This window comes from Floridaenema aerugineum BLCC-F46, assembly GCF_041929345.1.
Classification (GTDB): Bacteria; Cyanobacteriota; Cyanobacteriia; order Cyanobacteriales; family Aerosakkonemataceae; genus Floridanema; species Floridanema aerugineum.
Genome location: NZ_JBHFNQ010000210.1, coordinates 103,322 through 126,227, shown reverse-complemented (window position 1 = coordinate 126,227; position 22,906 = coordinate 103,322). Strand labels below are relative to the sequence as shown.

Genomic DNA, 22,906 nt, shown 5'->3' with positions numbered 1-22,906 from the left:
CAGACTTAACGGCTATTCGGAATTGCGACCTACATAAAACCGACCACAGGGAGACTTCTACGCAGTTTGACAGCTTGTGTAGAGAACCGTAAGATGCCCTTAAAACTTCCTTTCGGAATCTTGCCAAACTTGGCGAACAAAACGCTGTAGCTGTTGATGCGCTAACTGCTGATTTTCATCTTGAGTTTTACAAGTTTGCAACTGAGTAAACAGAGGTAAAACTTCTGTATCCAAAGCAGGTCGAAATAAATTACTCGACCAGAGTAAATCTGCCCCTTGGCGTAAATCATACAAAGTAAAGGGTTCAGAATCCAGCCGCTCAGATAGAGACATAACTAGCATCAGAGGACGTACCCAAGCCATTTGGCGGGATTCAACAATCTGAATCACTTCAGCATACAAGCGTATTTCCTGATGTTCTAAACACACTATTTGGCTAGGTTGAAAGTCTACAGCAAAACTCATTATGGCTTGCTCCACCAGTAAACTGATGTATATTTCGTTGCCAACTATTGTAAAAGGATAGTGGTCAACCTGCATCGGCTAGGTTCTCTCAGCTGAGGCTGATTAGCAGAATTTTAACTATCCAACAGGAGAAGTTACCCGAAAATTTTCTCATAGATGACTAAATCAGGCGCAAAATGTTATAAATAAATGTTAAGCAGTATAAAACAAAAAGCAGAAATCTGAACTTCTAACTACTAAAAGTTGGGTAAAGTTACAGATTGTCCAAAAATCATGGGATACAAGCCCACAGCATACTCATGAAGAGCAAAATTAATGTGAATGAGTTTACCTGGAATTTGCGGTTTTGGTAGTCGAAACCGAATTTTCAATGGTGGAAACCCACACCTAAAACTCTGCAAACTCATGTATTAGAGTTGGTAAAACTTGATTAACTGGCAAAATTTATTGAAATGAGGGAGAAAAAACAGCTGTGTCTGTCGAAACCCTAGAAAAACGATCGACTTCTCGCAAACTCGCACCTCGCTATCGGGTGCTACTACATAACGATGATTTCAACTCAATGGAGTATGTGGTACAAGTGCTAATGAAGACTGTACCTTCTCTGACTCAACCACAAGCTGTCAATATTATGATGGAAGCCCATGCTACAGGAATTGCTTTAGTAATTACCTGCGCCCAAGAACACGCAGAGTTTTATTGCGATACTTTGAAAAATCATGGGTTAACTAGCACAATTGAACCAGAAGAGTAAATAAACAGGTTCGTTGAAAATTCACTTTCCAGCTATAGCCAGTTATCCTACCCTAATTCGGTTAGGGCTGTTTTTGCTGACTTTGCTTGTGCTGTGGTTTCCTATTGCCGCACCGATTTACTTTTGGGTTAGCGACATTAACTTGGTAACGATCCTGACAATGGGATTGTTATTTGTCTTATTTCTGGTATTGCTGCGATTTTGGGGAAGGTTAGTTTATCAACAGACTAATCTCCTGAAAAGTTATGGTTTGCCAGTTAGCAAAAGAAATGCCCTAGAACTGTTAAAGGGTTTGGATATTGGGTTATTGCTGACTTTGACGCTGTTTTTCGTTGAGGGAAAACTGGGTTGGTTAGTTTGGCAAAGTTCCGATCGGTTCCCTAGAGTGGTTTTTGAAGGGTTAATCAGTGCTTTAGGTGTTGGTTTTGCTGAAGAACTGGTGTTTCGCGGTTGGTTGTTGGATGAATTAGAACGGGATCATTCTCTTAAAGTTAGTCTCTGGGTTAGCAGCTGGCTTTATGCTTTGCTGCATTTTATTAAGCCTTTCCCGGAAGTTATCCGCACTTTTCCCCAATTTCCTGCCCTGCTGCTGTTGGGGTTGACTTTTGTGTGGGCGAAACGAGGTAGCAGGGGGCGTTTGGGTTTACCGATCGGTTTACACGCTGGTTTAATTTGGGGTTATTACATTGTAAATGTCGGTCAGTTGATGCAATATTCCCAAAAAGTCCCCTCTTGGATTACTGGAATTGATGGTAATCCATTGGCGGGTTTGATGGGGTTAATGTTTTTAGGGGCGATCGCATATCTATTCTGGAAGAAGGCAAGGTGAGATATAAAGGAGAAAAAAACGCGGTTTAAAGGAATAATCTTGAGTATCCCAGAAACTAGGTTTTTGACTCCAACTTCCTCACCCCTCATAATTTATTTTTTTTGCTGTATTTTTATGATCTGGACATCTTGACTTACCATTGCAATATGACTTCGCCAAAAAGCCAAATCTAGCTATTTTAAGCGATAGTTATCCACATATATCTCGCCTTCACTTACATGATAAAATCAAAAAATTAGGTTAATTAAAGTTGATTTTCCTGAGCCAGTATAACCGAAGTTAATTGTGATTTTTTCAGGATAACAGTTGTGTTATCTTTGACTAGAAACAAGAATGATTACTGAAACACTGATGTCGGTTATAGCAATGTTCATCAGATGGATGTCATTACGGGTGAATAACTTAAGACTTATGACTTGTCTTAAGTTAATAGCATCAATTTTAATAGTAAGCATATTTTTAAAGTGTATTATTGATGTCGATTTCACTTGGGATACCTGGTGGTATCACCTGCCTTGGGCAGCGAGAATTTGGAATATTATTCCGGCAGATAGCTATCAATTCGATCGGCTGACAGAGGTTCGTTATCAAGGTTTCCCTCTCTTTGCTGAATTTCTTCAAGGATTTTTCTGGAAAATATTCCACTTTATTCAAGCAGCGAACCTTGTTTGTTTCTTCAGCTTTTTGATTTATCTTGGATTCTTAAAATCCTATTGTAAAATACCTTTGTATATATCTTTGATTGCTATTTTAGCTGTTCCTTTAGTCCAAACTCATATTACTTCATGTTATGTCGATCTTCCGGCGAATGTAGCTGCCTCTATTTTGATTATGATGACCTATTTATGCTTTATACAAGACAATTTTTTTAATTGGCGCAATTTGCTGGTTATTTTTCTAGCTGCTGCTAGTGCAGCTAATACTAAATATCAAATTATCCCGATCGTTGCTTTAAGTCTGAGTTTGCTGTTGTTCCGGTTCATCTGGTTGTCCTATAATCAAGCTCCAAGAATTCAACCTAAAAGGTTACTGATTATTTTATTGTCTGTAGTTATAGCCAGCAGTTTAATATTTTTTGTTTCCCTGAGAAATATCACAGTGTATGGCAATCCTTTTTACCCTGTTAGAACAGAAACATTAGAAAAAATTTCCCATCTCACCAAACCACTCTTTCCGGGTAATTCCCAGATAAATATTACTGAAAAACCATCCTTAGCTGAGGATAAATCTCCCGATACACTGAAAAATTCTACCCGACCTAAGAAGTGGATTGTCTCAGTTTTAGAAATAAAAAAAGCTGTTTGGTCAATCGATCAATGGAGCAAAGATAAAACGGTAAATCGGATGGGGGGCTTTTTCGGTACTTACGTGATTTTCCATCTTTTAGTTCTGGTCTATCTTCTATATCGATGGCGATCGCAGCAGGTGATAATTGCCGCTATTTTCATGGTTTTCCTGTCTTTTTTCACTGCTCTCATGCCTTTAGCTTATGAGCTAAGATACTATATGTATTGGATGCTTTCCTTAGTCTCTTTAAACTTGTATTTAATTTATAATGTAGATGATTTAGTCGCTTTGAATAAGATAATTAATAAACAGCATATAAGTCTAGTTTGTTGTGTGATATTAATTTTCGTTCTAGTCTCAACAAGAGCAATATTTGTCAGACCAAGATTCTATACATTGTCAAAGCATATACAAGGAAATGTACAGGGGAGAGTTATCAATAAAATTGGCAAAAATGACCGGATCTGCCTAGTTAATAAAACCCCCGATACTTTTCTTTATACAGCTTATTTTCAACCTCAATTAAACTATTCTTATTCAGTTAAAGCAGCAGATTCTCCTGAAGAATGTGGAACATATAAAATATTGCATTGAAGTGTTTCTCATACTGCTTCCCAAGCGCGATCGCACCATTGTAAAACTCGATTCCATGCCCACCAGGGGTCGGGGTCGTTTGCTTGTTGTTGGCAAGTTTTGCTGCTGATGTAGCCAACGTGACCACCGTAACGAGTTATTACTAAGTCTATGTGAGGGTTGCTAGCGCAAGCGTTTTGTAGGTCGGAGATAACTGCGGGGTCGAATAAGGGATCGTCTGCGGCGTACAAAATCAATGTGGGTTTTTTCAGCTGGGGTAGTAGGGGAAGGGGACTGCTAGCTTGATAGTAGGCTTCTACAGTGGGAAAGCCTAAGCGGGGGATGACTAGTTCGCGATCGAAATTCCAGATACTATTTGCCCGTTCCACAGCAGCTAAATCTATTGACTCTGGGTGCAAATTGTGTATTTGGAGAGCGAGTTTTTTGAGTTCTTTGGCGATCGCTTTTTCTAAGTATTTACCCAGCGGATGTTTTACCAAGTAGGAAAGCGATCGTACCGAATCGAGATTAGGACAAATCACTGCTGCGCCGCCAATCTCTGCTTCCTGCAAACCTGGCACCTGTTGAGTAGGAATTAAGTCTTGGGCAGCTTTAACACCCCACAAAGCTAACTGTCCGCTCAAAGAGTACCCCGTAAACCAAAAAGGCGCAGGAGAGCCCATTTCCTTGGCTTGGGAAGCAATGCGAACAAAATCTTCCCCTTCATACAAGCCATCAGAAGTTAAGGTAGGAGACAATTCTGCCGTTTTGCCGTGAGCACGCCAGTCAAATAAAACTACTGCATAACCACTGGCAAAAGCTTTACGCCCCAAAATTTTGAGAAACCACTGGTTATCTAAAGAACCTGTAATCCCGTAAGTCCCAACAATTGTCCCACGAGGATTTTTTGGTATGGCAACTCTGCCGTAGATGGGTACACCTTGGGCACCTGTAAAGATTTTTTCTTGGTAATCTGGTTCAGGGTGATTAATAGTAGTTTCCCAGTCACGAGAAGCCCGCAGTGCCGTGTAAAGAGTCATGGCGAAGCCGTTTTTTAACCAGCTAGGGGGAGTGTAAGCTGGAGGCGGAAAATTTCTGATTCCAGGGGAAGTAGGAGCTAAATTTGCGACTAAGTTTTGCCAACCCTTTACGTACATCAAGTTCACCTGACAATTGAGGTAGTGCTGAAATACTCAAAATAACCTCAGCACAAGATACTTATCCATTGTAGGCAAAGGCTTTCAGCTATTTCAGGTTGGGTAGCTGCCCAGGAAAATTAGTGAATTGTAAAGTTTTGGTTGCTAAGATAAGAATTTAGAATCCTTGCTTATAATTTGTACAGGAATCTTTGGATGCCGCAACAGGTTCTTCAAAAACCTTAACGAGCCCTTTAGCCAAAGTTATATTTTTTAATGATGCCCCGGATACTCGTCATCGACGATGACTCTGCTATCTCAGAATTAGTCGCCGTCAATCTGGAAATGGCTGGATATGATGTCAGTCAAGCAGAGGATGGCATCAAAGGTCAGGCGCTTGCCTTGCAAATTCAGCCTGACCTGATTCTGCTAGATCTAATGCTACCCAAGGTGGATGGATTTACGGTTTGTCAACGCCTGCGCCGGGATGAGCGAACCAAGGATATTCCGGTTTTAATGTTGACTGCCTTGGGTCAAACTCAAGATAAAGTAGAAGGCTTTAATGCTGGAGCAGATGATTATCTCACCAAACCCTTTGAAGTAGAAGAAATGCTGGCGCGGGTGCGTGCTTTACTCAGACGTACCGATCGCATTCCCCAAGCGGCTAAACACAGCGAAATCCTGAACTATGGCCCTCTAACTCTAGTTCCAGAACGCTTTGAAGCGATTTGGTTCGGTCAGACTATTAAACTGACTCACTTGGAGTTTGAGTTACTTCACTGTTTACTACAGCGTCATGGTCAAACTGTGTCTCCTAGCGAAATTCTCAAGGAAGTCTGGGGATATGACCCAGATGATGATATAGAAACTATTCGAGTTCATATCCGACACTTGCGAACGAAACTGGAGCCAGATCCCCGTCATCCCCGCTATATCAAAACAGTCTATGGTGCAGGGTACTGTTTGGAGTTACCCAGCCGCGAACAGTTGGGAGAAGACCTCGATTCTTCAATTGTTGAGTGAGTGTTAACCAATAATGTAGTAGGGCTGTAACCCCTGCTACAACTTTGATCCGATCGTCATGTCTCGGTTTTAAGTATTAAGCAATTAGTTTATTAGTGGAGCTAAGCTGTTAGCTATTTTAGTTGCTAGTTGAGGCAGCAGGGGAGAGGATTTGCAGGGTTTCCCTACATTTCCCAATGTATGTAAATTAATTGCCTCTAAGCTTATAAATTTAAATAGAAAGAATCAAAATCTTTATAAAACATAAAAATTAATTGATATAGATGCACACCTGAAGAAAAAATTTTTTATTTACGTTTGCGGGTTGCTAAGTAAATAGACAATATTGACAAGGCAAGTATAACGCTAGGCTCAGGAACGGAAGCTGGGGGAGAAGCAAAGGTGATTTTTCCGTACAGAGAAGCTTGAGATATGCTGAATTCTGGCGAATTAAATTCATGTAAAATTGTTTGTCCATTATCTGTGGAAAAGCCTATAAGTTGCAAAGTATATTCAATTCCTTCGTAATGGAAAGTTTGGCTGGACATTCCAGCCGTGGAAAACCGGAGTATATCGCCATTCAAAACAGGATCTTCTGTATCATTAGGCGTATTCAAGATATTAAATAAGAACTCAAAAGATTCCGTCCTAGTTAAAGGAATAGTCAGGGCTAACTCTAAATAAAGAGGAAAATCTCCATCAAAGTTAGTGTCAATAAACGTACTACCATTTTGATAAAACAGTTCTCCAATTTCAAAAATATGGTTAGGAGTAGTGCTAAAGTTGAGGCCGTTAAATTGAACATAATTGTTTATGCCTGCCATTCCAGGAGTACCCCAAGTCAGACGATTATTTGTTCCACCGTCTTCGCTACTTAGATGAACTACTGCCATTGGGTTTTCCGTATCAGGTAATCCCCATTCGCCGCTTGTTTCACCTGAAAAAGTGAGTGCTTGAGCGCCAACTGGTAAACCTAACAAGATATTTGTTGTTAAAAGAACACTTGACAGTTTCTTTATAATTTTTTTGAGATAAACTTCCATAATTTTGCTGTTAGACTAATACTTTTACTCAAGCTAGTAAATTTATATAATGATTGCCAACTCTATATTTATGTGTTTGCAATCTTTTCACTAAATCTTTACTAAAACTTTAATTATCTTTCCTACTAAAGGCAGGTGCGATCCGGAAGAATAAATGTGTTGATAAACTTTATCCAGACAAACTAAGTGTTATATGTGCCAATTTTTTCCCAATAACTGTTGAGTTTGAATGTTTCTTGGATTGTAGATAAGGTGTTATATAAATTGTCTTAAATTGCTGTGAATAAAAATTTATTTGCGTCATAAACTGTTAGTCATTTAAGATACTAGTTGAGGCAGCAGAGCTTCCGGGAGAGAGCTTTAGGGTTTTCTTAAATTTCTTAAATATATAAAATAGACAAATTAAATTCCTACAAAGCTTATGCTCACAAATAGTGGGATTATGGGTGATGCGATCGCCTTATCTAAATGTCGCAATTCATCATCCCGTTACACCCTGTCGGGTGTAACGGGATGATGAATTGCGACAAACCAACTCAAACTGAGCGTAGCGAATCCATTTCCTTTGGTATTTGCAACCTGTCAATCCAATCTTCAACCACCTGGGTCATAGTCTTGTCTTTAAGCTTGGCGTACAGTTTTAGTTTGACGTACCTTTGTTCAGACAACCTAAATCTCAGCGACTTTTCTTTCATTTGCGTGTACACAATGTCCTGTTAGTATGCTAACATTAAAACAAGCGGAAATGAAGATGTAGTCGTGGCATACGAACTTGCCGTTGTGAAAAGACTAATGTCACCAATCCCAAGTGGGTTGCCCCAATACCTCAGTGCCCTCTAACAAAATATGGCATCTGTGGGTGATAAGAAGAACTGAATAAATAGGGTAGGGCATACCCGAATTTACGCTTGGGGAGTAGTCCAAAAGAGTGCTTGCCCTAAAAGGTGTAGTCGGACTAGATATGAAACTGTAAGACCAAAGCTAACGTAAGTTGGTAGAGGCAAGATTCAGCCCAAGAATCTCCCGTCACAGCGCCAGCTTGACGGTGAGAGTGTCAATTCCTTTCTCTTTAGTTTGCTAGAGATGGCTGACACAAAAGACGCAAAGATGAATAACTAACAGGACTTACGCAAAGAAACCCGTAAGTCCTGAAATTTTTCTTTTGCGAATGGTTGGTAGCCTGAAAAAGAAAGGGGGAAAGGATTAATCTCATCCTTTCCCCCTTTCTCTTTGTTTTAATTGGGTAATATTTGGTTAGGGTGCTAGGGCGTTACCGCGTAGCAGACTACCAATGGTTTTAGCGGTGATTTTTAGCTGTACCAAGGGGTTAGCTGGTACTACTGTTTTGTACAGGTAGCTATCGAAGGTGAGACGCTGTACGTCTAAGTCGGAACACATTTCCACGAAGGCTTCGCGGGTGGCATCGGAACGATAGAAGACGCTTTGGAGGATATCCAAAACTTTGTAGGTAAGACCGTATTTTTTGTCCCAACGCTTCAGATAGACTTTCAGATCGTCTTCTGTAGGAATGCGGGTGCCGTTTTGGGAAAATTCGACGATCGTTTCCGCACACATCCGACCAGACTTAGCCGCAAAGTAAATTCCTTCGCCGGAAGATTTGGTTACGTAACCTGCTGCATCGCCTACGAGAGCGACTCTACCGACTACGCGACGGGGACGGGGATGTTCGGGGATGGGGTGTGCTTCTACTTTAATAATTTTGCCACCAGCGAGTTTTTTGGCAGCACGGGCACGGATGCCAGCTTGGAGGTCTTTAATAATTGCTTTGTTGACCTTCATGGTGCCTGTACCGACTGCAACGTGGTCGTATTTGGGAAATACCCAGGCGTAGAAGTCGGGAGAAACATCTTTGCCGACGTACATTTCGGCTAGGTCTTGGTAGTAGTGCATTCCGTCTTCGGGGAGGCGAATGCGCTCTTGGAAGGCGATCGCATAATTGTAATCCCCAGCATCAATAGCTTTGGCAACACGGGAGTTGGCACCATCTGCTCCCACAATCATGTCCACTTTTAAGGTTTTCATGACTCCTTCGGCATTACCATCAGAGTGATCTGCATAGTGGATGGTGTAGGAGTCGGTGTTGTTTGTCGGAATATCCAATTTATAAACTGTGCCGTTGATTACGGTCGTTCCCAATTTAGCGGCCCGATCGCGCAGGAAGCCATCTAATACTTCCCGACGGCACATTCCAATGTATTCTTCTTGTTTGATTAAATTGATATCGACCTCAATGTTAGAAGGCGAGATCATTTTCATTTTTCTAACTTGGCGATCGATAATTTGCTCTGGCAAATCAAACTCTTTCACCATACATAGCGGAATTGCTCCACCGCAAGGCTTCGCGTTGTCTAGCTTGCGCTCAAACAGGTAAGTTTCAATTCCAGCTAAGGCTAGGACTTCAGCAGTAGAGGAACCTGCTGGGCCACCTCCAACAACAGCAACCCGTAGTGTCAAGCGTTTTCTCCCTATCTCTTCTACCTACAAGCTGTGATGTTATCACGGACTGTTGGCTTGCCTTAATCCTATTTACATTTATGTGAATAAATTGCAACACAGCTTAATATTCCTTTATAGATGGGGAGATGGGGAGATGGGGGAGATGGGGAGATGGGGAGATGGGGAGATGGGGGGGGATGGGGAGATGGAGCGGTAAATACAGGTTCTTGATTCGTTGTTTTTCCTTGACTTTGCTCTCCTGGTTGCTACCAATAGCGGTAAGATAAACTACAGCAAATATATCGATAAATGGGAAATTAAAATAAGTAAGGTATTAATTTAACCAGATCGATAGTTTAGGGTCTTGAGAGATTGGCACGTCCAGAGGGCATTTATGGGGATTATTGTAGAAAACGTATCCAAGCATTATGGCAGTTTCCATGCACTTGAGCAGATAGACTTAACAATTAAATCAGGTTCTTTGGTAGCTTTATTGGGGCCATCGGGTTCAGGAAAGTCAACTTTGCTGAGGTTAATTGCAGGTTTAGAAACTCCTAATAGTGGGAGAATTTTTATTACTGGCAAAGATGCTACTGACACGAGTGTGCAGGACAGAAATATTGGATTTGTGTTCCAGCACTATGCTTTGTTTAAGCACATGACAGTGCGGCAAAATATTGCTTTTGGTTTGGATATTCGGAAAACGCCGAAGTTGAAAGTTAAAGGGCGGGTAGAGGAACTTTTAGAATTAGTGCAATTGAAGGGACTGGGCGATCGCTATCCCTCGCAATTATCCGGTGGTCAAAGGCAAAGAGTCGCCCTAGCTAGAGCTTTAGCTGTAGAACCTCAAGTATTATTACTAGATGAACCTTTTGGTGCTTTGGATGCCAAAGTTCGGAAAGACCTGCGTGCTTGGTTAAGACGCTTACACAACGAAGTTCATGTTACTACAGTTTTTGTTACCCACGATCAAGAAGAAGCAATGGAAGTTGCTGACGAAATTGTGGTAATGAATAAGGGTAAAATCGAGCAAATCGGTACACCAGCAGAAATTTACGATCATCCAGCTTCGGCTTTTGTGATGAGTTTTATTGGGCCTGTAAATGTTTTGCCTAGTACTTCCCGGATCTTTGAGGGAAATGGTTTTGAGTCTACACAACCAGAAATGTTTCTCCGTCCTCACGACATAGTAGTTCAAAGAGAAGCGAACGGGACTACTGTTGCGGCTAGAATCGATCGCTTGATTCATTTGGGTTGGGAAATTCAGGTGGAACTAGCCTTAGATGATGGTCAAGTTTTGACGGCACACCTTTCTAGAGAACGCTTTGATGAGTTAAACTTGGAACCGCAACAACGAGTTTTTGTCAAACCTAAAGATGCGAGATCTTTTCCGTTATACTATTCAATTTAGTTATTCAGCTGCTCAGTAGTCAGCAGAATTTTTCTTGGGAACAGGGTAAAGGGTCAGAGGAAAAGAAATTTGATGTTTCCTTTCACCTTTCTCCCTATAAACCAAAGAGTTTGGAATTGATTGATAGCTGACATTTGAGTTTTTCTGAGGTTGATAGTAGTAATGAAGAAGTTTTCTGTATCTAGCAAACAATTGCGTTCTGTAGCAAAACTTTTCGGTCTTTTCTGTCTTTGTTTTATTTTAGTTATTAGCTGTGGTCGGCGATATGATGCTAATGTAACGGGTAATGCGCCAACGGGTAATAATAGCGAACGCTTATCTGTAGGAACAACTTTAAAACCGCGAACTCTCGATCCGGCAGATGCTTACGAATTAGCGGCGAGTAATGTGTTGTATAGTTTGGGCGATCGGCTTTATACCTACAAATTAGGCACAGATCAATTAGTACCAGAATTAGCTACAGCTTTACCAAAAGTTAGCGCAGATGGTTTAACTTATGTAATTCCTTTGCGTCAGGGAGTAGTGTTTCACGATGGCACTCCTTTTAATGCCGAAGCAATGGTTTTTTCCTTGGAACGCTTCATTAAAAATGGGGGAAAACCTTCAAACTTGTTAGCAGATATTGTGGCATCGGTACAAGCTTCGGGGCCTTATGAAGTAACAATTAAATTGAAAAATCCTTTTGCGGCATTTCCAGCAATTTTAGCTTTTGCCGGAATGTGTCCGGTTTCTCCTAAAGCTTATCAAATTGGCGAGGGGAAATTTACACCAACAAAATTTGTCGGAACTGGCCCTTATAAATTAGTTGAGTTTACACCAACTTCGATTCGTTTAGAAGCTTTTGATAAGTATTGGGGAGAAAAACCAGCAAATAACGGAATTGATTTTCAGGTGCTTACTAGTGCGGCAAATTTATATAATACTTTCCGCACGGGAACGGTAGATATTGCCTATCAAAGTTTAGATCCGGTACAGATTTCTAGCTTGCAACAAAATGCGAAGTCTGGAGGTTGGCAGGTATTAGAAGCGAAAGGCAATGTAATTAGTTACATGGTACTGAATACGAAACAGAAACCTTTGGATAGAGTGGAAGTAAGACAGGCGATCGCTTCTTTAATTAATAGAAAATTAGTGACTGAGCGAGTTTTAAGGAATCAAGGAGAACCTGCTTTTAGCATGATTCCTAATACTTTTAATGTGTCTATTCCAGCTTATCAACAACTTTATGGCGATGGAAATATCGCTAAGGCAAAAGAACTTTTGACTAAGGCAGGATTTTCTAAAGAGAATCCTTTGAAGTTAGAAATTTGGCATCCGATCGCTTCTTCAGTTCGCCAACAAGTTGCCAGTTTGTTACGAGAATATGCCGTACAAGAATTAGATGGCATGGTACAAATTCAACCCCAAGGAGTTGAATCAGCAACGTTTTTTGCTAACATTCGTAAGGGAATTTATCAAAGCGCTTTAGTAGATTGGTATCCCGATTTTTCCGATGCAGATAATTACATTCAACCTTTTTTAAGTTGTGCTAAAGGTTCACCAACAACAGGTTGTCAACAGGGTGCAAGTCAAAGTCAAGGGTCGTTTTATTATAGCGATCGCATGAACAAATTAATTCAGCAACAGCGCAGCGAACAAAACCCAGAAAAACGCAAACAAATCTTTGCCGAAATTCAAAAACTCATGGCGCAAGATGTTCCTTTAATTCCCTTATGGCAAAGCAAAGATTTTGCTTTTGCTAAACAAGGATTACAAGGAGTAAAATTAGACCCAATTCAACAATTACCATTTTGGGACATCAGTAAATAGTTTTGAGTTTTGAGTTTTGAGTTAGTTTTGAGTTTTGAGTTTTGAGTTTTAAGTTTTGAGATACCAAAGAGAGAATTTGAATGGCAGCAAGTATAATTCAACAGAAGAGTTTTGATTTTGCTCTAGAAATTATCGATCTTTACCAAGAACTGATAAAATGCAAAGAGTATGTGATTTCTAAGCAATTATTGCGGAGTAGAACAAGTATTGGTGCTAATGTTGAGGAAGCTAGTGCTGCTCAAAGTAGAAAAGATTTCTTGGCGAAAATGTCAATTGCTTCCAAAGAAGCAAGAGAAACTAGATACTGGCTACGTTTGCTACAAAAATCGCAAATGGTAAAAATGGATTTCACTACTCAACTTAACCACGTCGATGAACTGATCCGTATTCTAAACTCAATAGTTAAGACAACTAGCGAGAACTGAATATGGTTTTTGCAGTTTTTTAGCCGCAATAAACTAGAATCCAAACTCAAAACTCAAAACTAACTCAAAACTCAAAACTCAAAACTAACTCAAAACTCAAAACCCAAAACTCAAAACTAACTCAAAACTCAAAACTCAAAACTCAAAACTAACTCCCAAACTCAAAACTCAAAACTCAAAACTAACACAATGTCTCGATCGCGTGCTTTACAATATTACGTTATGGCGCGTTTACTCCTTGCTCCTTTGATGCTGTGGACGATCGTTACAGTAGTTTTTTTACTACTAAGAGCAACTCCCGGCGATCCTGTGGATGTAATATTAGGAGGACGTGGCGCACCAGATAGCGTTAAAGAAGAATACCGTCAAAGATTAGGATTAGCCGATCCTTTGTGGTTACAATATATTCGTTATCTGGGATCTTTGCTCAGTTTTGACTTAGGAAATTCTCTCACTAGTCAAGGTCAATCTGTTGTTGAAATTATTCAACTACACTTCCCGGCAACTTTGGAATTAGCAACTTTTGGGATGGCGGTTGCCTTAATTGTTGGAGTTGGATTTGGTGCTATTTCTGCTTCTAAACCAAATACAGTTTTTGATGTTAGCGGCAGGTTATTTGGCATTATTACTTATGCCATTCCTTTGTTTTGGTTTGGGATGATTTTACAATTGATTTTTGCTGTACAATTGGGTTGGTTTCCTCCTAATGGTCGCTTTTCTTTAGGTTATTCTCCTCCTCCCACAATTACAGGTTTGTACACTGTTGATAGTATCCTTAATTTAGATATCAATCAGCTATTAATTTCGCTTCATTATTTGGCACTTCCTTGTTTGACGTTGGGATTTTTAATCAGCGGAATTTTTGAGCGAATTGTTAGGGTAAATTTACGCCAAACTCTAAAAGCAGATTATGTGGAAGCTGCTAGAGCTAGGGGAATTTCGGAAAGTAAAATTCTCATTTCTCATGCTTTGAAAAATGCTTTGATTCCTGTAATTACTGTTTTAGGTCTGACTTTTGCTTCTATGTTGGGGGGTGCAGTTTTAACAGAAGTCACCTTTTCTTGGCCTGGATTAGGTAGTAGACTATATCAAGCAATTTCCGATCGCGATTATCCAACCGTTCAAGGAATTATGGTGTTTTTTGCCGCTATTGTAGTGGTTGCTAGCATTTTAATTGACATTATCAACGCCTACATCGATCCGCGCATTCGCTATTAACAATCAGGCGATTTCAGTTGCAACTAAACAAAGAAAGTGTGCTTGACAAGCACTAAAATTATCTGCGGTATCAATCTAAAATCTCAAATCGGATGACTGGTGGCTGATGGCTACCAGCTTTTTTATTTCTTAGCGAAATAAGCATAATTTCTAAATTTCCCATTAAAATGCAAAGTTTTTGCAAAGTTTTTGCAAAGTTTTTGTGAAGTTTTTGTGAAAGAAATCAATCATATATATATAGGCAGAGGTATCGCTAAAATATGAAGTAGGTATAATTAATGAGTCCTATTAAGTAATTCCGATTTTAGTAACGAATTACTAAGGAAATCTACAATCTTTGCTTAGGAGGAACACAGATAATGGGTACGGAATATTCCATACTTCAACCTAATAATTTGCTGATGCAACAAACTAATTCTTTAGCTGCAAATAGCTCAATTTCTGTGGAAGTAATTTTCACCAAGGATATTGTAGGTAAAGATGGTACAGACATAATCACTGGAACTGAGGAAAACGAACGAATTTTCGGTTTAGGTGGAAACGACTTTATCCAAGGAGGAAAGGGTAGCAACTTTATTGATGGTGGTAACGGTAATGATATTATCTTCGGTAACTTAAATTCTGGTTTTGTAGGTACAGAGAACCTCAACGATACCATTTATGGTGGCAATGGCAATGATGTTTTATTTGGTAATCCGGGGAATGACTATCTAGATGGGGGGAATGGTGACGACTTCCTCTGCGGTGGAGGGGGAAATGACACTTTAACTGGCGGCGCGGGTAAGGATACATTTTATTTTCATGCACCTCTAGCAACTAATACGATGCAGGGACAAGTAAACACTCTTTCTAATTTTAATGCTTCTTTAGGGGAAGACACTATTACTGATTTTACTCCGGGAGAGGATACGATTTTCTTATCTCGGCAGCGTTTCTCTAACCTTTCTAAAGTTGTAGATTTTAGTACAGTTTTTGCTACCGTTGATAATGATTTAGCAGTAGAAACAAGCAGTGGTTTAATTGTTTACAACTCAGTTAACGGCAACTTGTTCTATAACCAAAATGGCAGTGAATTAGGTTTTGGTGATGGTGGTTTATTTGCTGTATTAATTGGGGCTCCAACTATTACATCTGTGGATTTTGCAACGACAAAAATGACTAGCTAAAGTTCAATTTGCTAATTGTTAGATTAATCACAAGTTTAGGCAGCTAGAAAAGATTGTGCTGTGTGTTTTTTTCAAGTCAGGCAAATGTTAAATTAGGTGCATCTGGTTAAACTGGATCTGGGTAAAAACCCAGATCTTATTTCAAAAGTTCGGTTTTAAGATTGGCGAGTAATCTGTTGATTCACTTCTTGAATTTGTCTGGTAAAGTAAGGTTCTCGATAACTTAACTGTTTGGCGATCGCCAGTCCTTTTTCAAAAGCTGCGAGTGCTTGAGAATAGTTTTTTTGTTCTAAATAAAGTTGAGCAATTTGATCGTAAGTGTTCATCATTCCATAGAAATTGTTAGCTAGTCGATCGGTTTGTAACAGCACTTGACTAGTTTCTAATGCTGCGTCTATTTGCTTTAGTGAAAGTTGCAATGCTACTAGTTTTCTGAGTGCATCAGCTGCACCGGAATATTGCTGAATTGACCAAGCAAAGGAGTAGGTTTCTTCGTATTGTTGAGCAGCTTCTTCAATTTGTCCAAGGGATTCTAATTTTGTGCCGATCGCTAATTTTAAATCAGGAATTTCGGTGAAGTTTTGCAGGTTTTGGTAAAGTTCAATTAACTGTTGCTTGGTGTTAATAAATGGCAGCGGTTGTTTCAGTTGTTCGTAAATATAGGCAAGTTGTTTTAAGTAAGTAATTTGCTGTTCCCCATTATTTTGCTCTTTGGCTAAATTCAACAACTCGTTATAAGTAACGGCGGCTTTTTGGTAATCAAACCAATTTAAACTTAATTCGCCAATTTTGAGCAGTGTTGCTGTTATTTCATCTGTGTTTTGTTGTTCTCTGGCGGCGCGGAGAATTTGTTCATAAGCTACAACTGCTTTATCAGGTGCTCTGACTTGTTCATAAGCTGTTGCTAAAGCACGCCATAAATCTAATTCTACTGGAGGTTTTGCTGTAACTTCTGTTTGAATTGCTTGCAATCTTCGGGTAATAAATTGGATATCTTCTCTGGAATTTTCCGACCAGGCGATCGCACCGACTCTCCCCAAAGCTTGCACTTCTGGTAATAATCCTAATACCCTCGTTAAGCGCAATTCTCGATACCAAACTGCAAAAGCAGTGACTTTATCACCAGCTTGAAATAACTCCGTTGCTTCCTGATTTAATTCATTTAATGATTGGGTTAATTCTGTCCTTTCTTCCTCAGTTAAAGGTTTTTTATTTCGCGCTGACTGAGGTAACATCGGATCGAGAGTTCTAAACTCTAAAGGATTGGGAGGAAATACATTTGGATCTTCCTCATTATTACTCTGAGCATAAACCGGAAAACCCAAAATTAACCAAAGCAAAGAACAAACAATCGAAAAATAAAACTTGCTGATTTTTTGTTGTTGGCGATCGCTCATAATTTAAAATCCACTCAGGCTAATATAAAGAAGATCGGAAATAGCAATTAGTTTCCACTCCCTAACTGTAATCGATGAATAGGAGATAACTGGTGAACAAAAGCATCAGAATTTTAGTTCTGAGTTTAGCACTAATAGGATTGACTTTACTATCATCTTGTGCTTTACCGAGGATTAATGCTCAACAACGGACATTTCTCGACCTATCTTTAGAATTTTTGGGTGAATATCAATTACCCAAGATGAAATTTCAGGATACAACAGTTGGGGGATTATCGGGGATAACTTATGACCGACAACGCGATCGCTTTTATGCCATTTCGGACGATCGCAGCAACCTCGCGCCAGCCAGATTTTACACCTTAAAGTTAGACATAAACAACAGTAAACTGCAAAACGTAAAAATAGAAAACGTTACCTTTCTCAAAACCAAAAACGGCGAAACTTACCCCAAAGGTAGCATCGATACCGAAGGAATTGCCCTCACTCCTCAAGGAACTGTATTTATTTCCAGCGAAGGTGCTACCCGTGAACTTGTTTCCCCATTTATTGGCGAATTTGACTTAAAAACTGGCACCTTAAAACAAAATTTGCCAATGCCAGAAACTTACATTCCTGAAGCTAATGGCGAACAACAACAAAGGGGAGTCCAAGATAATTTAGCCTTTGAATCATTAACACTTAATCCTACCGGATCTTTGCCCTCCACTAGCGAACCAATTCGTTTATTTACAGTCACTGAATCAGCATTAGTTCAGGACAAAGATCCACCGCAAAAAGACGAACAAGGTAACTATAAACCACAAATTACTAAATGCCGATTGTTACATTATCTAATTAGTGATGGCCCACCAATCATCATTTCTGAACATCTTTATCCCCTATCTCCCAATCCCCCAGGAGCAATATATCATGGCGTGGTGGATTTATTGGCGATCGATCAAGGTGGACATTTCTTAAGTATAGAAAGGTCATTCGGTTTGACAGGTTTCGGCGCAAAAATTTATCAGCTATTCACTGGTGCAGCTACCGACACCTCTCGCATCGCCAGTTTAAAAGGTGAAACAAGAGCAGTACAACCAGTCAAAAAACAATTAATCTTAGACTTGAAAGAATTAGGAATTAGATTAGACAACCTAGAAGGACTAACTTTTGGCCCTCGTTTACCTGATGGTAGCCAAAGTTTAATATTGCTCAGCGACGACAACTTCAAAGAACAACAAATAACCCAATTCCTGTTATTTCGACTTAAAATTTCCTAAAAGTTCGTAGTAGCGACTTCAGTCATTTCAATTCCACTAATAAGGACTGAAGTCCTCACAACAAACCTCACAACAAACTTCACAACAGACAGAAATATAAAAAAATTAGGGCATCAATCACAACTAAGCGATGCCCCATTTTGACAATTATTAAAGTGAGAGATTACAGAGGTTTCTTGGTTAAAGTACCATCGACATCAAGCGTACCGTCAGGTGTAGAAACATCTTCCTCTGAGGCGTAATAACCATTATTTGTGTAACTTTGTCCAGCTACACCCTTTAGTGAACCCACAGCTTGATACAATGCTTCCAAGCGAGAATCAGCTAAATTATTTGCTGGTACTCGGTCTAAAATTCCGAAGCGTTCTAATCTAGCTTTGACCTTTTCTGTACCACCAACAAGGAAAACTTCCAGGTGTTTTTGATTAGCTTCTGCAATCAAACTTTCCAGTGCCAAAGCAGCAGTAACACCCAACATTGGCACATCGCTAACATCCAAAATCACGACTTTATAATCTTCCATGATTGCTTGGCGTTGCGAAATCGCTTTAGCAGCACCGAAGCTCATTGGCCCACCTAAGTGTAACAGCAGAATCTTTCCACCAGCTTCTTTGAACAAGAGTTTTTCTTCTTGGCTGAGAGGTGTTTCATCATCAGCATGAGTAATTGCTTTTACTTCCTCAGATTGGATATCTGACAAACGTTGAATGGTCAGAATATTGGCAACAAAAACCCCAACACCTACAGCAACAATCAAGTCAACAAATACAGTCAGTAGCAACACGCCATACATAATTGCTGCTGCTTTCCAAGACAGCTTATGGGCGCGTTTTAAGAAATTCCAGTCAACAATATCAATCCCAACTTTGACCAGAATACCTGCTAATACAGCTTGAGGAATAAACTGAGTTAATCCACCAGCACCAAGAACGATAATAAATAAAACTACGGCATGAAGCATCCCGGAAAGAACTGTTGTGCCACCCGCTTGGATGTTAACAACTGTTCCCATTGTTGCGCCAGCGCCAGGAAGACCGCCGAAAAGTCCCGATAGTAAATTGCCAATTCCTTGTCCGACTAATTCTTTATCAGAGTCGTGTTGAGTGCGAGTGATACTATCAGCAATTACCGAAGTTAATAGAGAGTCAATACAGCCCAACATCCCCAGCATTACACCATCAACTAACATGATGGTCATCTGATCAAAGGTGAATACTGGTAATTGTAGTTTGGGTAAACCCATTGGAATTTCACCAATGAGTCTGAGGTCAGAACCTTTGAGAAAGAAGGCTGCAATTAAAGTACCAATGACTAATGCTAATAGTTGCGGTGGTACTAAACGACGGATTTTTTTGGGAGTTAGAAATAAAAGGGCTAATGTTAAAGTTGCTAACGCAGTTTCGGCTGGATCGAGATTTGAGATAAATGTCGGAATAGAAGTGAAGACTGGTATGATTCCACCTTTTGGATTGGCTTGTCCAAAAAATGGCCCGATCTGCAAAATGATCATGATTACACCAATCCCGGACATGAATCCAGAGATTACGGTGTAAGGCATCAAGGTGATGAATTTACCTAATTTCAGGATGCCGAACAGGATTTGAAATATACCTGCCAACATGACTACTGTAAAAGCCATTGCCAACCCGTTCTCTGGGTTTTTCGCAGTCATACTGGTAACAATGGCTGTCATGACAACGGTCATCGGCCCAGTAGGGCCAGAAATTAGGGTGGGAGTTCCACCAAATAGCGCGGCAAAGAAACCCAGAATAGCCGCACCGTAAAGACCTGCGATCGCACCCGCACCCGAAGAAACACCGAATGCTAGAGCCATTGGTAAGGCTACGATCGCCGCCGTGATTCCACCGAACAAATCACCCCGCAGGTGATTAAATGTTACCCGATTCGCTAGTTGCATAACTAAGACAGTCCCACAAGTATTGAGTACTAATTTACATTGCTAATGCTCTATAGGTTCAAAACTAATCATTGGTATTTTTGATGATTAGAATTATTTTGTATAGGGGTAAACAGTCAGAATCTACAATTTACATCCAAAAAAATAATATTTACCTATATTTAATCGAACAATAAATAACCTCAACGGATGAATCGAGCAATTTGACTCTGTATAGATTTAAAAATTAAATCTTTCTAAAGACCGATCGGGCTACAACTTATCAATGTCCCTCAAGTGAAAGCAGCTGGCAAAGAAATCCTTGAGATGCAAATTTTGCAGAATCTATACCGAATGGCAATCAGAACAGAAAAGCCTTCTGCTTTAAAATAGTTGGGACTATGTGAATACTGTTTAACTATCAATGACCCATTCTACCGACATTACCACCTTAGCTCGCTGGATGGCAGCTGACTTTAGTAATCAAGAGCAAGCATTTGAAAATCCGCCATTTTACGCCCATATTCGCGTTTGTATGCGTCCATTACCCTTAGATCTGCTATCAGGGGTCAGTTTCTTTGTCGAACAAGCTTATGATTACGCGCTGAACGACCCTTACCGCGTGCGAGTGTTGAAATTAGTTCCTAAAGACGATCGCATCGAAATTGAAAACTACACCCTCAAGTCAGAAACAGAATTTTACGGCGCTTCCCGTGACGTGAAACGACTAGAAAACCTCAAAATTGACAATTTAGAGAAATTACCAGGCTGCAACATGATTGTAGAGTGGACTGGCAGCAGTTTTAAAGGCAAAGTGGAACCAGGTAAAGGTTGCATTGTCGTTCGTAAAGGTCGCACCACTTACTTAGATAGCGAATTTGAGATTGACCAAGAAAAGTTTATCAGTCTCGATCGCGGACGTGACCCCCAAACCGACGAACACATCTGGGGTTCCCTCGCCGGCCCATTTTACTTCGTGCGTTGGGCAAGTTTCGCGGAGGAAGTGAAAGTTTAAAAAAATTATCCCAATTCTCAAATTATCTCTGCTCCTCTACTCCTCTAGTTTAATTCGATCAGAATATTCACTTTGGTGGTTTAAAGGGTACACAAACCTGGTACATTTAGCGAGTGTCAGCAAGCAGGATAAACAAGATCAAGATGAGAGTTCTGGTTATTGGTGGCGACGGTTACTGTGGTTGGGCGACAGCACTTTATCTTTCCAACAGAGGTCATGAAGTTGGCATTCTAGATAGCTTAGTGAGGCGACACTGGGATTTAGAACTATGTGTAGAAACCTTAACCCCGATCGCACCCATTCAGCAACGCCTCCAGCGTTGGCAAGATATTACAGGGAAAACCATAGAATTATTCATTGGTGATATTACCAACTATGATTTTCTCAAGGTAGCGCTGCACAAATTTCAACCAGATGCGATCGTCCACTTTGGCGAACAGCGTTCCGCACCATTTTCCATGATCGATCGCGAACACGCTGTTCTCACCCAAGTCAACAACGTCACGGGAACGCTGAACATCCTTTACGCCATGAAGGAAGATTTCCCTGATTGTCATTTGGTGAAATTAGGAACAATGGGTGAATATGGTACACCCAATATTGACATTGAGGAAGGTTACATCACGATCGAGCATAACGGACGCAAAGATACCCTGCCGTATCCTAAGCAGCCTGGGTCAATGTATCACCTCTCCAAAGTGCATGATAGTCACAACATTCATTTCGCCTGTCGGATTTGGGGTTTACGTGCCACAGACTTAAATCAGGGAGTCGTTTACGGCGTGCTGACAGAAGAAACTGGCATGGACGAACTGCTAATTAACCGCCTAGACTACGACGGCATTTTTGGCACCGCCCTCAACCGTTTTTGTATTCAAGCAGCAATCAATCACCCGATTACAGTTTACGGCAAAGGTGGTCAAACCAGGGGATTTTTAGATATTCGAGATACAGTAAGATGTGTGGAATTGGCGATCGCAAATCCAGCTGCTCCGGGCGAGTTCCGTGTCTTTAACCAATTCACCGAACAATTTAACGTCGCCGAACTAGCTTTAATGGTGAAAAAAGCTGGTACAGCATTAGGATTAAATGTAGAAATCAATAACCTGGAAAACCCCCGCATCGAAAAAGAAGAACATTACTTCAACGCTAAAAACACCAACCTACTTGATTTAGGTTTACAACCTCACTTCCTCTCCGATGCCTTAATTGATTCACTGTTAAACTTCGCCATTAAGTATCAACAGCGAGTCGATAAAAACCAAATCTTACCAAAAGTTACTTGGCGACGGTAGGTTTTTTGGCACATCAAAGCCTGTGAAAAAAGCAAGTTTTCAGGATGTGAATTCATTGTCTTCCTCCCTACTCTTTTTTCAATAGAGTTAGGGAGGAACGAAAAATTGTTAACCCAAACTAGGCGGAAAAATGAATTGCCAAAATCCCCTAATTAAGCAAGTATGAACCGAAGAATAGTGATATTATTGCTCACCGTAGTTATGCCAGGTGTTGCTACAGCTGGGATCAGTCTTTACTACCTATTCCCAGAATGGGCAGTTTTAGATAGTAGCTACAGAAATTACGCCAAAATTGCCAAACTTAAAACAACAACAATTAACGAATTGTCGATAGCTCAAGCAGCAGAAAATAGGCATCGGATTAATTGTTTTGCTGAAGGAGTAGGAGTTTTATTGGGAGGGATAATGGCTGGAATCGGTATTCATGGTATCTGCCTGCAAAACCCAAGAAATTAATTGTTAAAT

19 protein-coding genes are annotated in these 22,906 nt (G+C 40.2%); 13 read left to right on the top strand and 6 right to left on the bottom strand.

The genetic code is table 11. The features are described from left to right. Positions 1-99 precede the first annotated feature (99 nt). Positions 100-540 (bottom strand): hypothetical protein, encoded by a 441-nt coding sequence (locus ACE1CC_RS28685; protein WP_413273835.1) that lies wholly within the window; start codon positions 538-540, stop codon positions 100-102. A 397-nt stretch (positions 541-937) separates the two neighbouring features. On the opposite strand from ACE1CC_RS28685, the gene clpS reads away from it, so the two are divergent. The 3 genes from clpS (at position 938) to ACE1CC_RS28670 (ending at position 3,929) form a co-directional block, all read left to right on the top strand. Further along, positions 938-1,219, top strand: coding sequence for an ATP-dependent Clp protease adapter ClpS (clpS, locus tag ACE1CC_RS28680; RefSeq protein WP_413264316.1), 282 nt, complete (start codon positions 938-940; stop codon positions 1,217-1,219). Positions 1,220-1,232: 13 nt separating this feature from the next. Then, entirely contained in the window at positions 1,233-2,048 is an 816-nt protein-coding gene (locus ACE1CC_RS28675; protein ID WP_413273834.1) for a CPBP family intramembrane glutamic endopeptidase, read from the top strand. Between the two features lie 333 nt (positions 2,049-2,381). Next, positions 2,382-3,929: a hypothetical protein gene (locus tag ACE1CC_RS28670; protein ID WP_413273833.1), complete on the top strand. Its 1,548-nt coding sequence runs from the start codon at positions 2,382-2,384 to the stop codon at positions 3,927-3,929. A gap of 8 nt (positions 3,930-3,937) precedes the next feature. Here ACE1CC_RS28670 and ACE1CC_RS28665 read toward each other — a convergent pair whose 3' ends face one another. Then, a complete protein-coding gene (locus tag ACE1CC_RS28665; protein ID WP_413273862.1) occupies positions 3,938-4,948 on the bottom strand; it encodes a YheT family hydrolase in 1,011 nt (336 codons plus the stop codon). Between the two features lie 375 nt (positions 4,949-5,323). Here ACE1CC_RS28665 and ACE1CC_RS28660 point away from each other — a divergent pair, with 375 nt between their 5' ends. Continuing rightward, positions 5,324-6,067 carry a response regulator transcription factor gene (locus ACE1CC_RS28660; RefSeq protein WP_413264363.1) on the top strand — a complete coding sequence of 248 codons (744 nt, stop codon included), beginning with the start codon at positions 5,324-5,326 and terminating at the stop codon, positions 6,065-6,067. A gap of 287 nt (positions 6,068-6,354) precedes the next feature. On the opposite strand, the gene ACE1CC_RS28655 is transcribed toward ACE1CC_RS28660, so the two are convergent. Further along, positions 6,355-7,089, bottom strand: coding sequence for a choice-of-anchor K domain-containing protein (locus ACE1CC_RS28655; protein ID WP_413273832.1), 735 nt, complete (start codon positions 7,087-7,089; stop codon positions 6,355-6,357). Positions 7,090-8,343: 1,254 nt separating this feature from the next. Further along, positions 8,344-9,579, bottom strand: a complete 1,236-nt coding sequence (gene chlP, locus ACE1CC_RS28650; RefSeq protein ID WP_459563934.1) for a geranylgeranyl reductase — start codon at positions 9,577-9,579, stop codon at positions 8,344-8,346. Between the two features lie 361 nt (positions 9,580-9,940). Here chlP and ACE1CC_RS28645 point away from each other — a divergent pair, with 361 nt between their 5' ends. The 5 genes from ACE1CC_RS28645 to ACE1CC_RS28625 all read left to right on the top strand — a co-directional run bounded on the left by ACE1CC_RS28645 (position 9,941) and on the right by ACE1CC_RS28625 (position 15,575). After that, positions 9,941-10,957, top strand: coding sequence for a sulfate/molybdate ABC transporter ATP-binding protein (locus ACE1CC_RS28645; protein ID WP_413273830.1), 1,017 nt, complete (start codon positions 9,941-9,943; stop codon positions 10,955-10,957). Between the two features lie 162 nt (positions 10,958-11,119). After that, positions 11,120-12,766: an ABC transporter substrate-binding protein gene (locus tag ACE1CC_RS28640; RefSeq protein ID WP_413273829.1), complete on the top strand. Its 1,647-nt coding sequence runs from the start codon at positions 11,120-11,122 to the stop codon at positions 12,764-12,766. A gap of 80 nt (positions 12,767-12,846) precedes the next feature. Beyond that, on the top strand, positions 12,847-13,191 hold the full coding sequence (locus tag ACE1CC_RS28635) for a four helix bundle protein (RefSeq protein ID WP_413273828.1): 345 nt from the start codon (positions 12,847-12,849) through the stop codon (positions 13,189-13,191). A 189-nt stretch (positions 13,192-13,380) separates the two neighbouring features. Continuing rightward, complete coding sequence (locus ACE1CC_RS28630) at positions 13,381-14,409, top strand: ABC transporter permease (RefSeq protein ID WP_413273827.1); 1,029 nt, start codon at positions 13,381-13,383, stop codon at positions 14,407-14,409. 359 nt (positions 14,410-14,768) lie between these two features. Beyond that, positions 14,769-15,575, top strand: a complete 807-nt coding sequence (locus tag ACE1CC_RS28625; RefSeq protein ID WP_413273826.1) for a calcium-binding protein — start codon at positions 14,769-14,771, stop codon at positions 15,573-15,575. A gap of 155 nt (positions 15,576-15,730) precedes the next feature. Here ACE1CC_RS28625 and ACE1CC_RS28620 read toward each other — a convergent pair whose 3' ends face one another. Next, a complete protein-coding gene (locus tag ACE1CC_RS28620) occupies positions 15,731-16,972 on the bottom strand; it encodes a tetratricopeptide repeat protein (protein ID WP_413273825.1) in 1,242 nt (413 codons plus the stop codon). A 92-nt stretch (positions 16,973-17,064) separates the two neighbouring features. Here ACE1CC_RS28620 and ACE1CC_RS28615 point away from each other — a divergent pair, with 92 nt between their 5' ends. Then, the gene (locus ACE1CC_RS28615) at positions 17,065-18,234 is read left to right on the top strand and encodes an esterase-like activity of phytase family protein (protein ID WP_413273824.1); all 1,170 of its coding nucleotides are present in this window, start codon (positions 17,065-17,067) and stop codon (positions 18,232-18,234) included. Positions 18,235-18,397: 163 nt separating this feature from the next. Here the strand turns inward: ACE1CC_RS28615 and ACE1CC_RS28610 are convergent, their stop codons facing one another. Then, positions 18,398-20,152, bottom strand: a complete 1,755-nt coding sequence (locus ACE1CC_RS28610; protein WP_413273823.1) for a SulP family inorganic anion transporter — start codon at positions 20,150-20,152, stop codon at positions 18,398-18,400. A 403-nt stretch (positions 20,153-20,555) separates the two neighbouring features. On the opposite strand from ACE1CC_RS28610, the gene ACE1CC_RS28605 reads away from it, so the two are divergent. The 3 genes from ACE1CC_RS28605 (at position 20,556) to ACE1CC_RS28595 (ending at position 22,897) form a co-directional block, all read left to right on the top strand. After that, on the top strand, positions 20,556-21,146 hold the full coding sequence (locus tag ACE1CC_RS28605) for a chromophore lyase CpcT/CpeT (protein WP_413273822.1): 591 nt from the start codon (positions 20,556-20,558) through the stop codon (positions 21,144-21,146). A gap of 143 nt (positions 21,147-21,289) precedes the next feature. After that, complete coding sequence (locus ACE1CC_RS28600) at positions 21,290-22,441, top strand: NAD-dependent epimerase/dehydratase family protein (protein ID WP_413273821.1); 1,152 nt, start codon at positions 21,290-21,292, stop codon at positions 22,439-22,441. 162 nt (positions 22,442-22,603) lie between these two features. Continuing rightward, positions 22,604-22,897 (top strand): hypothetical protein, encoded by a 294-nt coding sequence (locus ACE1CC_RS28595; RefSeq protein ID WP_413273820.1) that lies wholly within the window; start codon positions 22,604-22,606, stop codon positions 22,895-22,897. Positions 22,898-22,906 lie beyond the last annotated feature (9 nt).

Excerpts from the sequence above, each read along its gene's own strand:
- ACE1CC_RS28685 (WP_413273835.1), bottom strand. The coding sequence starts at position 540 with ATGCAGGTTGACCACTATCCTTTTACAATAGTTGGCAACGAAATATAC.
- ACE1CC_RS28670 (WP_413273833.1), top strand. The coding sequence starts at position 2,382 with ATGATTACTGAAACACTGATGTCGGTTATAGCAATGTTCATCAGATGG.
- ACE1CC_RS28665 (WP_413273862.1), bottom strand. The coding sequence starts at position 4,948 with ATGACTCTTTACACGGCACTGCGGGCTTCTCGTGACTGGGAAACTACT.
- ACE1CC_RS28660 (WP_413264363.1), top strand. The coding sequence starts at position 5,324 with ATGCCCCGGATACTCGTCATCGACGATGACTCTGCTATCTCAGAATTA.
- ACE1CC_RS28655 (WP_413273832.1), bottom strand. The coding sequence starts at position 7,089 with ATGGAAGTTTATCTCAAAAAAATTATAAAGAAACTGTCAAGTGTTCTT.
- ACE1CC_RS28645 (WP_413273830.1), top strand. The coding sequence starts at position 9,941 with ATGGGGATTATTGTAGAAAACGTATCCAAGCATTATGGCAGTTTCCAT.
- ACE1CC_RS28640 (WP_413273829.1), top strand. The coding sequence starts at position 11,120 with ATGAAGAAGTTTTCTGTATCTAGCAAACAATTGCGTTCTGTAGCAAAA.
- ACE1CC_RS28635 (WP_413273828.1), top strand. The coding sequence starts at position 12,847 with ATGGCAGCAAGTATAATTCAACAGAAGAGTTTTGATTTTGCTCTAGAA.
- ACE1CC_RS28630 (WP_413273827.1), top strand. The coding sequence starts at position 13,381 with ATGTCTCGATCGCGTGCTTTACAATATTACGTTATGGCGCGTTTACTC.
- ACE1CC_RS28625 (WP_413273826.1), top strand. The coding sequence starts at position 14,769 with ATGGGTACGGAATATTCCATACTTCAACCTAATAATTTGCTGATGCAA.
- ACE1CC_RS28620 (WP_413273825.1), bottom strand. The coding sequence starts at position 16,972 with ATGAGCGATCGCCAACAACAAAAAATCAGCAAGTTTTATTTTTCGATT.
- ACE1CC_RS28610 (WP_413273823.1), bottom strand. The coding sequence starts at position 20,152 with ATGCAACTAGCGAATCGGGTAACATTTAATCACCTGCGGGGTGATTTG.
- ACE1CC_RS28605 (WP_413273822.1), top strand. The coding sequence starts at position 20,556 with ATGACCCATTCTACCGACATTACCACCTTAGCTCGCTGGATGGCAGCT.
- ACE1CC_RS28600 (WP_413273821.1), top strand. The coding sequence starts at position 21,290 with ATGAGAGTTCTGGTTATTGGTGGCGACGGTTACTGTGGTTGGGCGACA.
- ACE1CC_RS28595 (WP_413273820.1), top strand. The coding sequence starts at position 22,604 with ATGAACCGAAGAATAGTGATATTATTGCTCACCGTAGTTATGCCAGGT.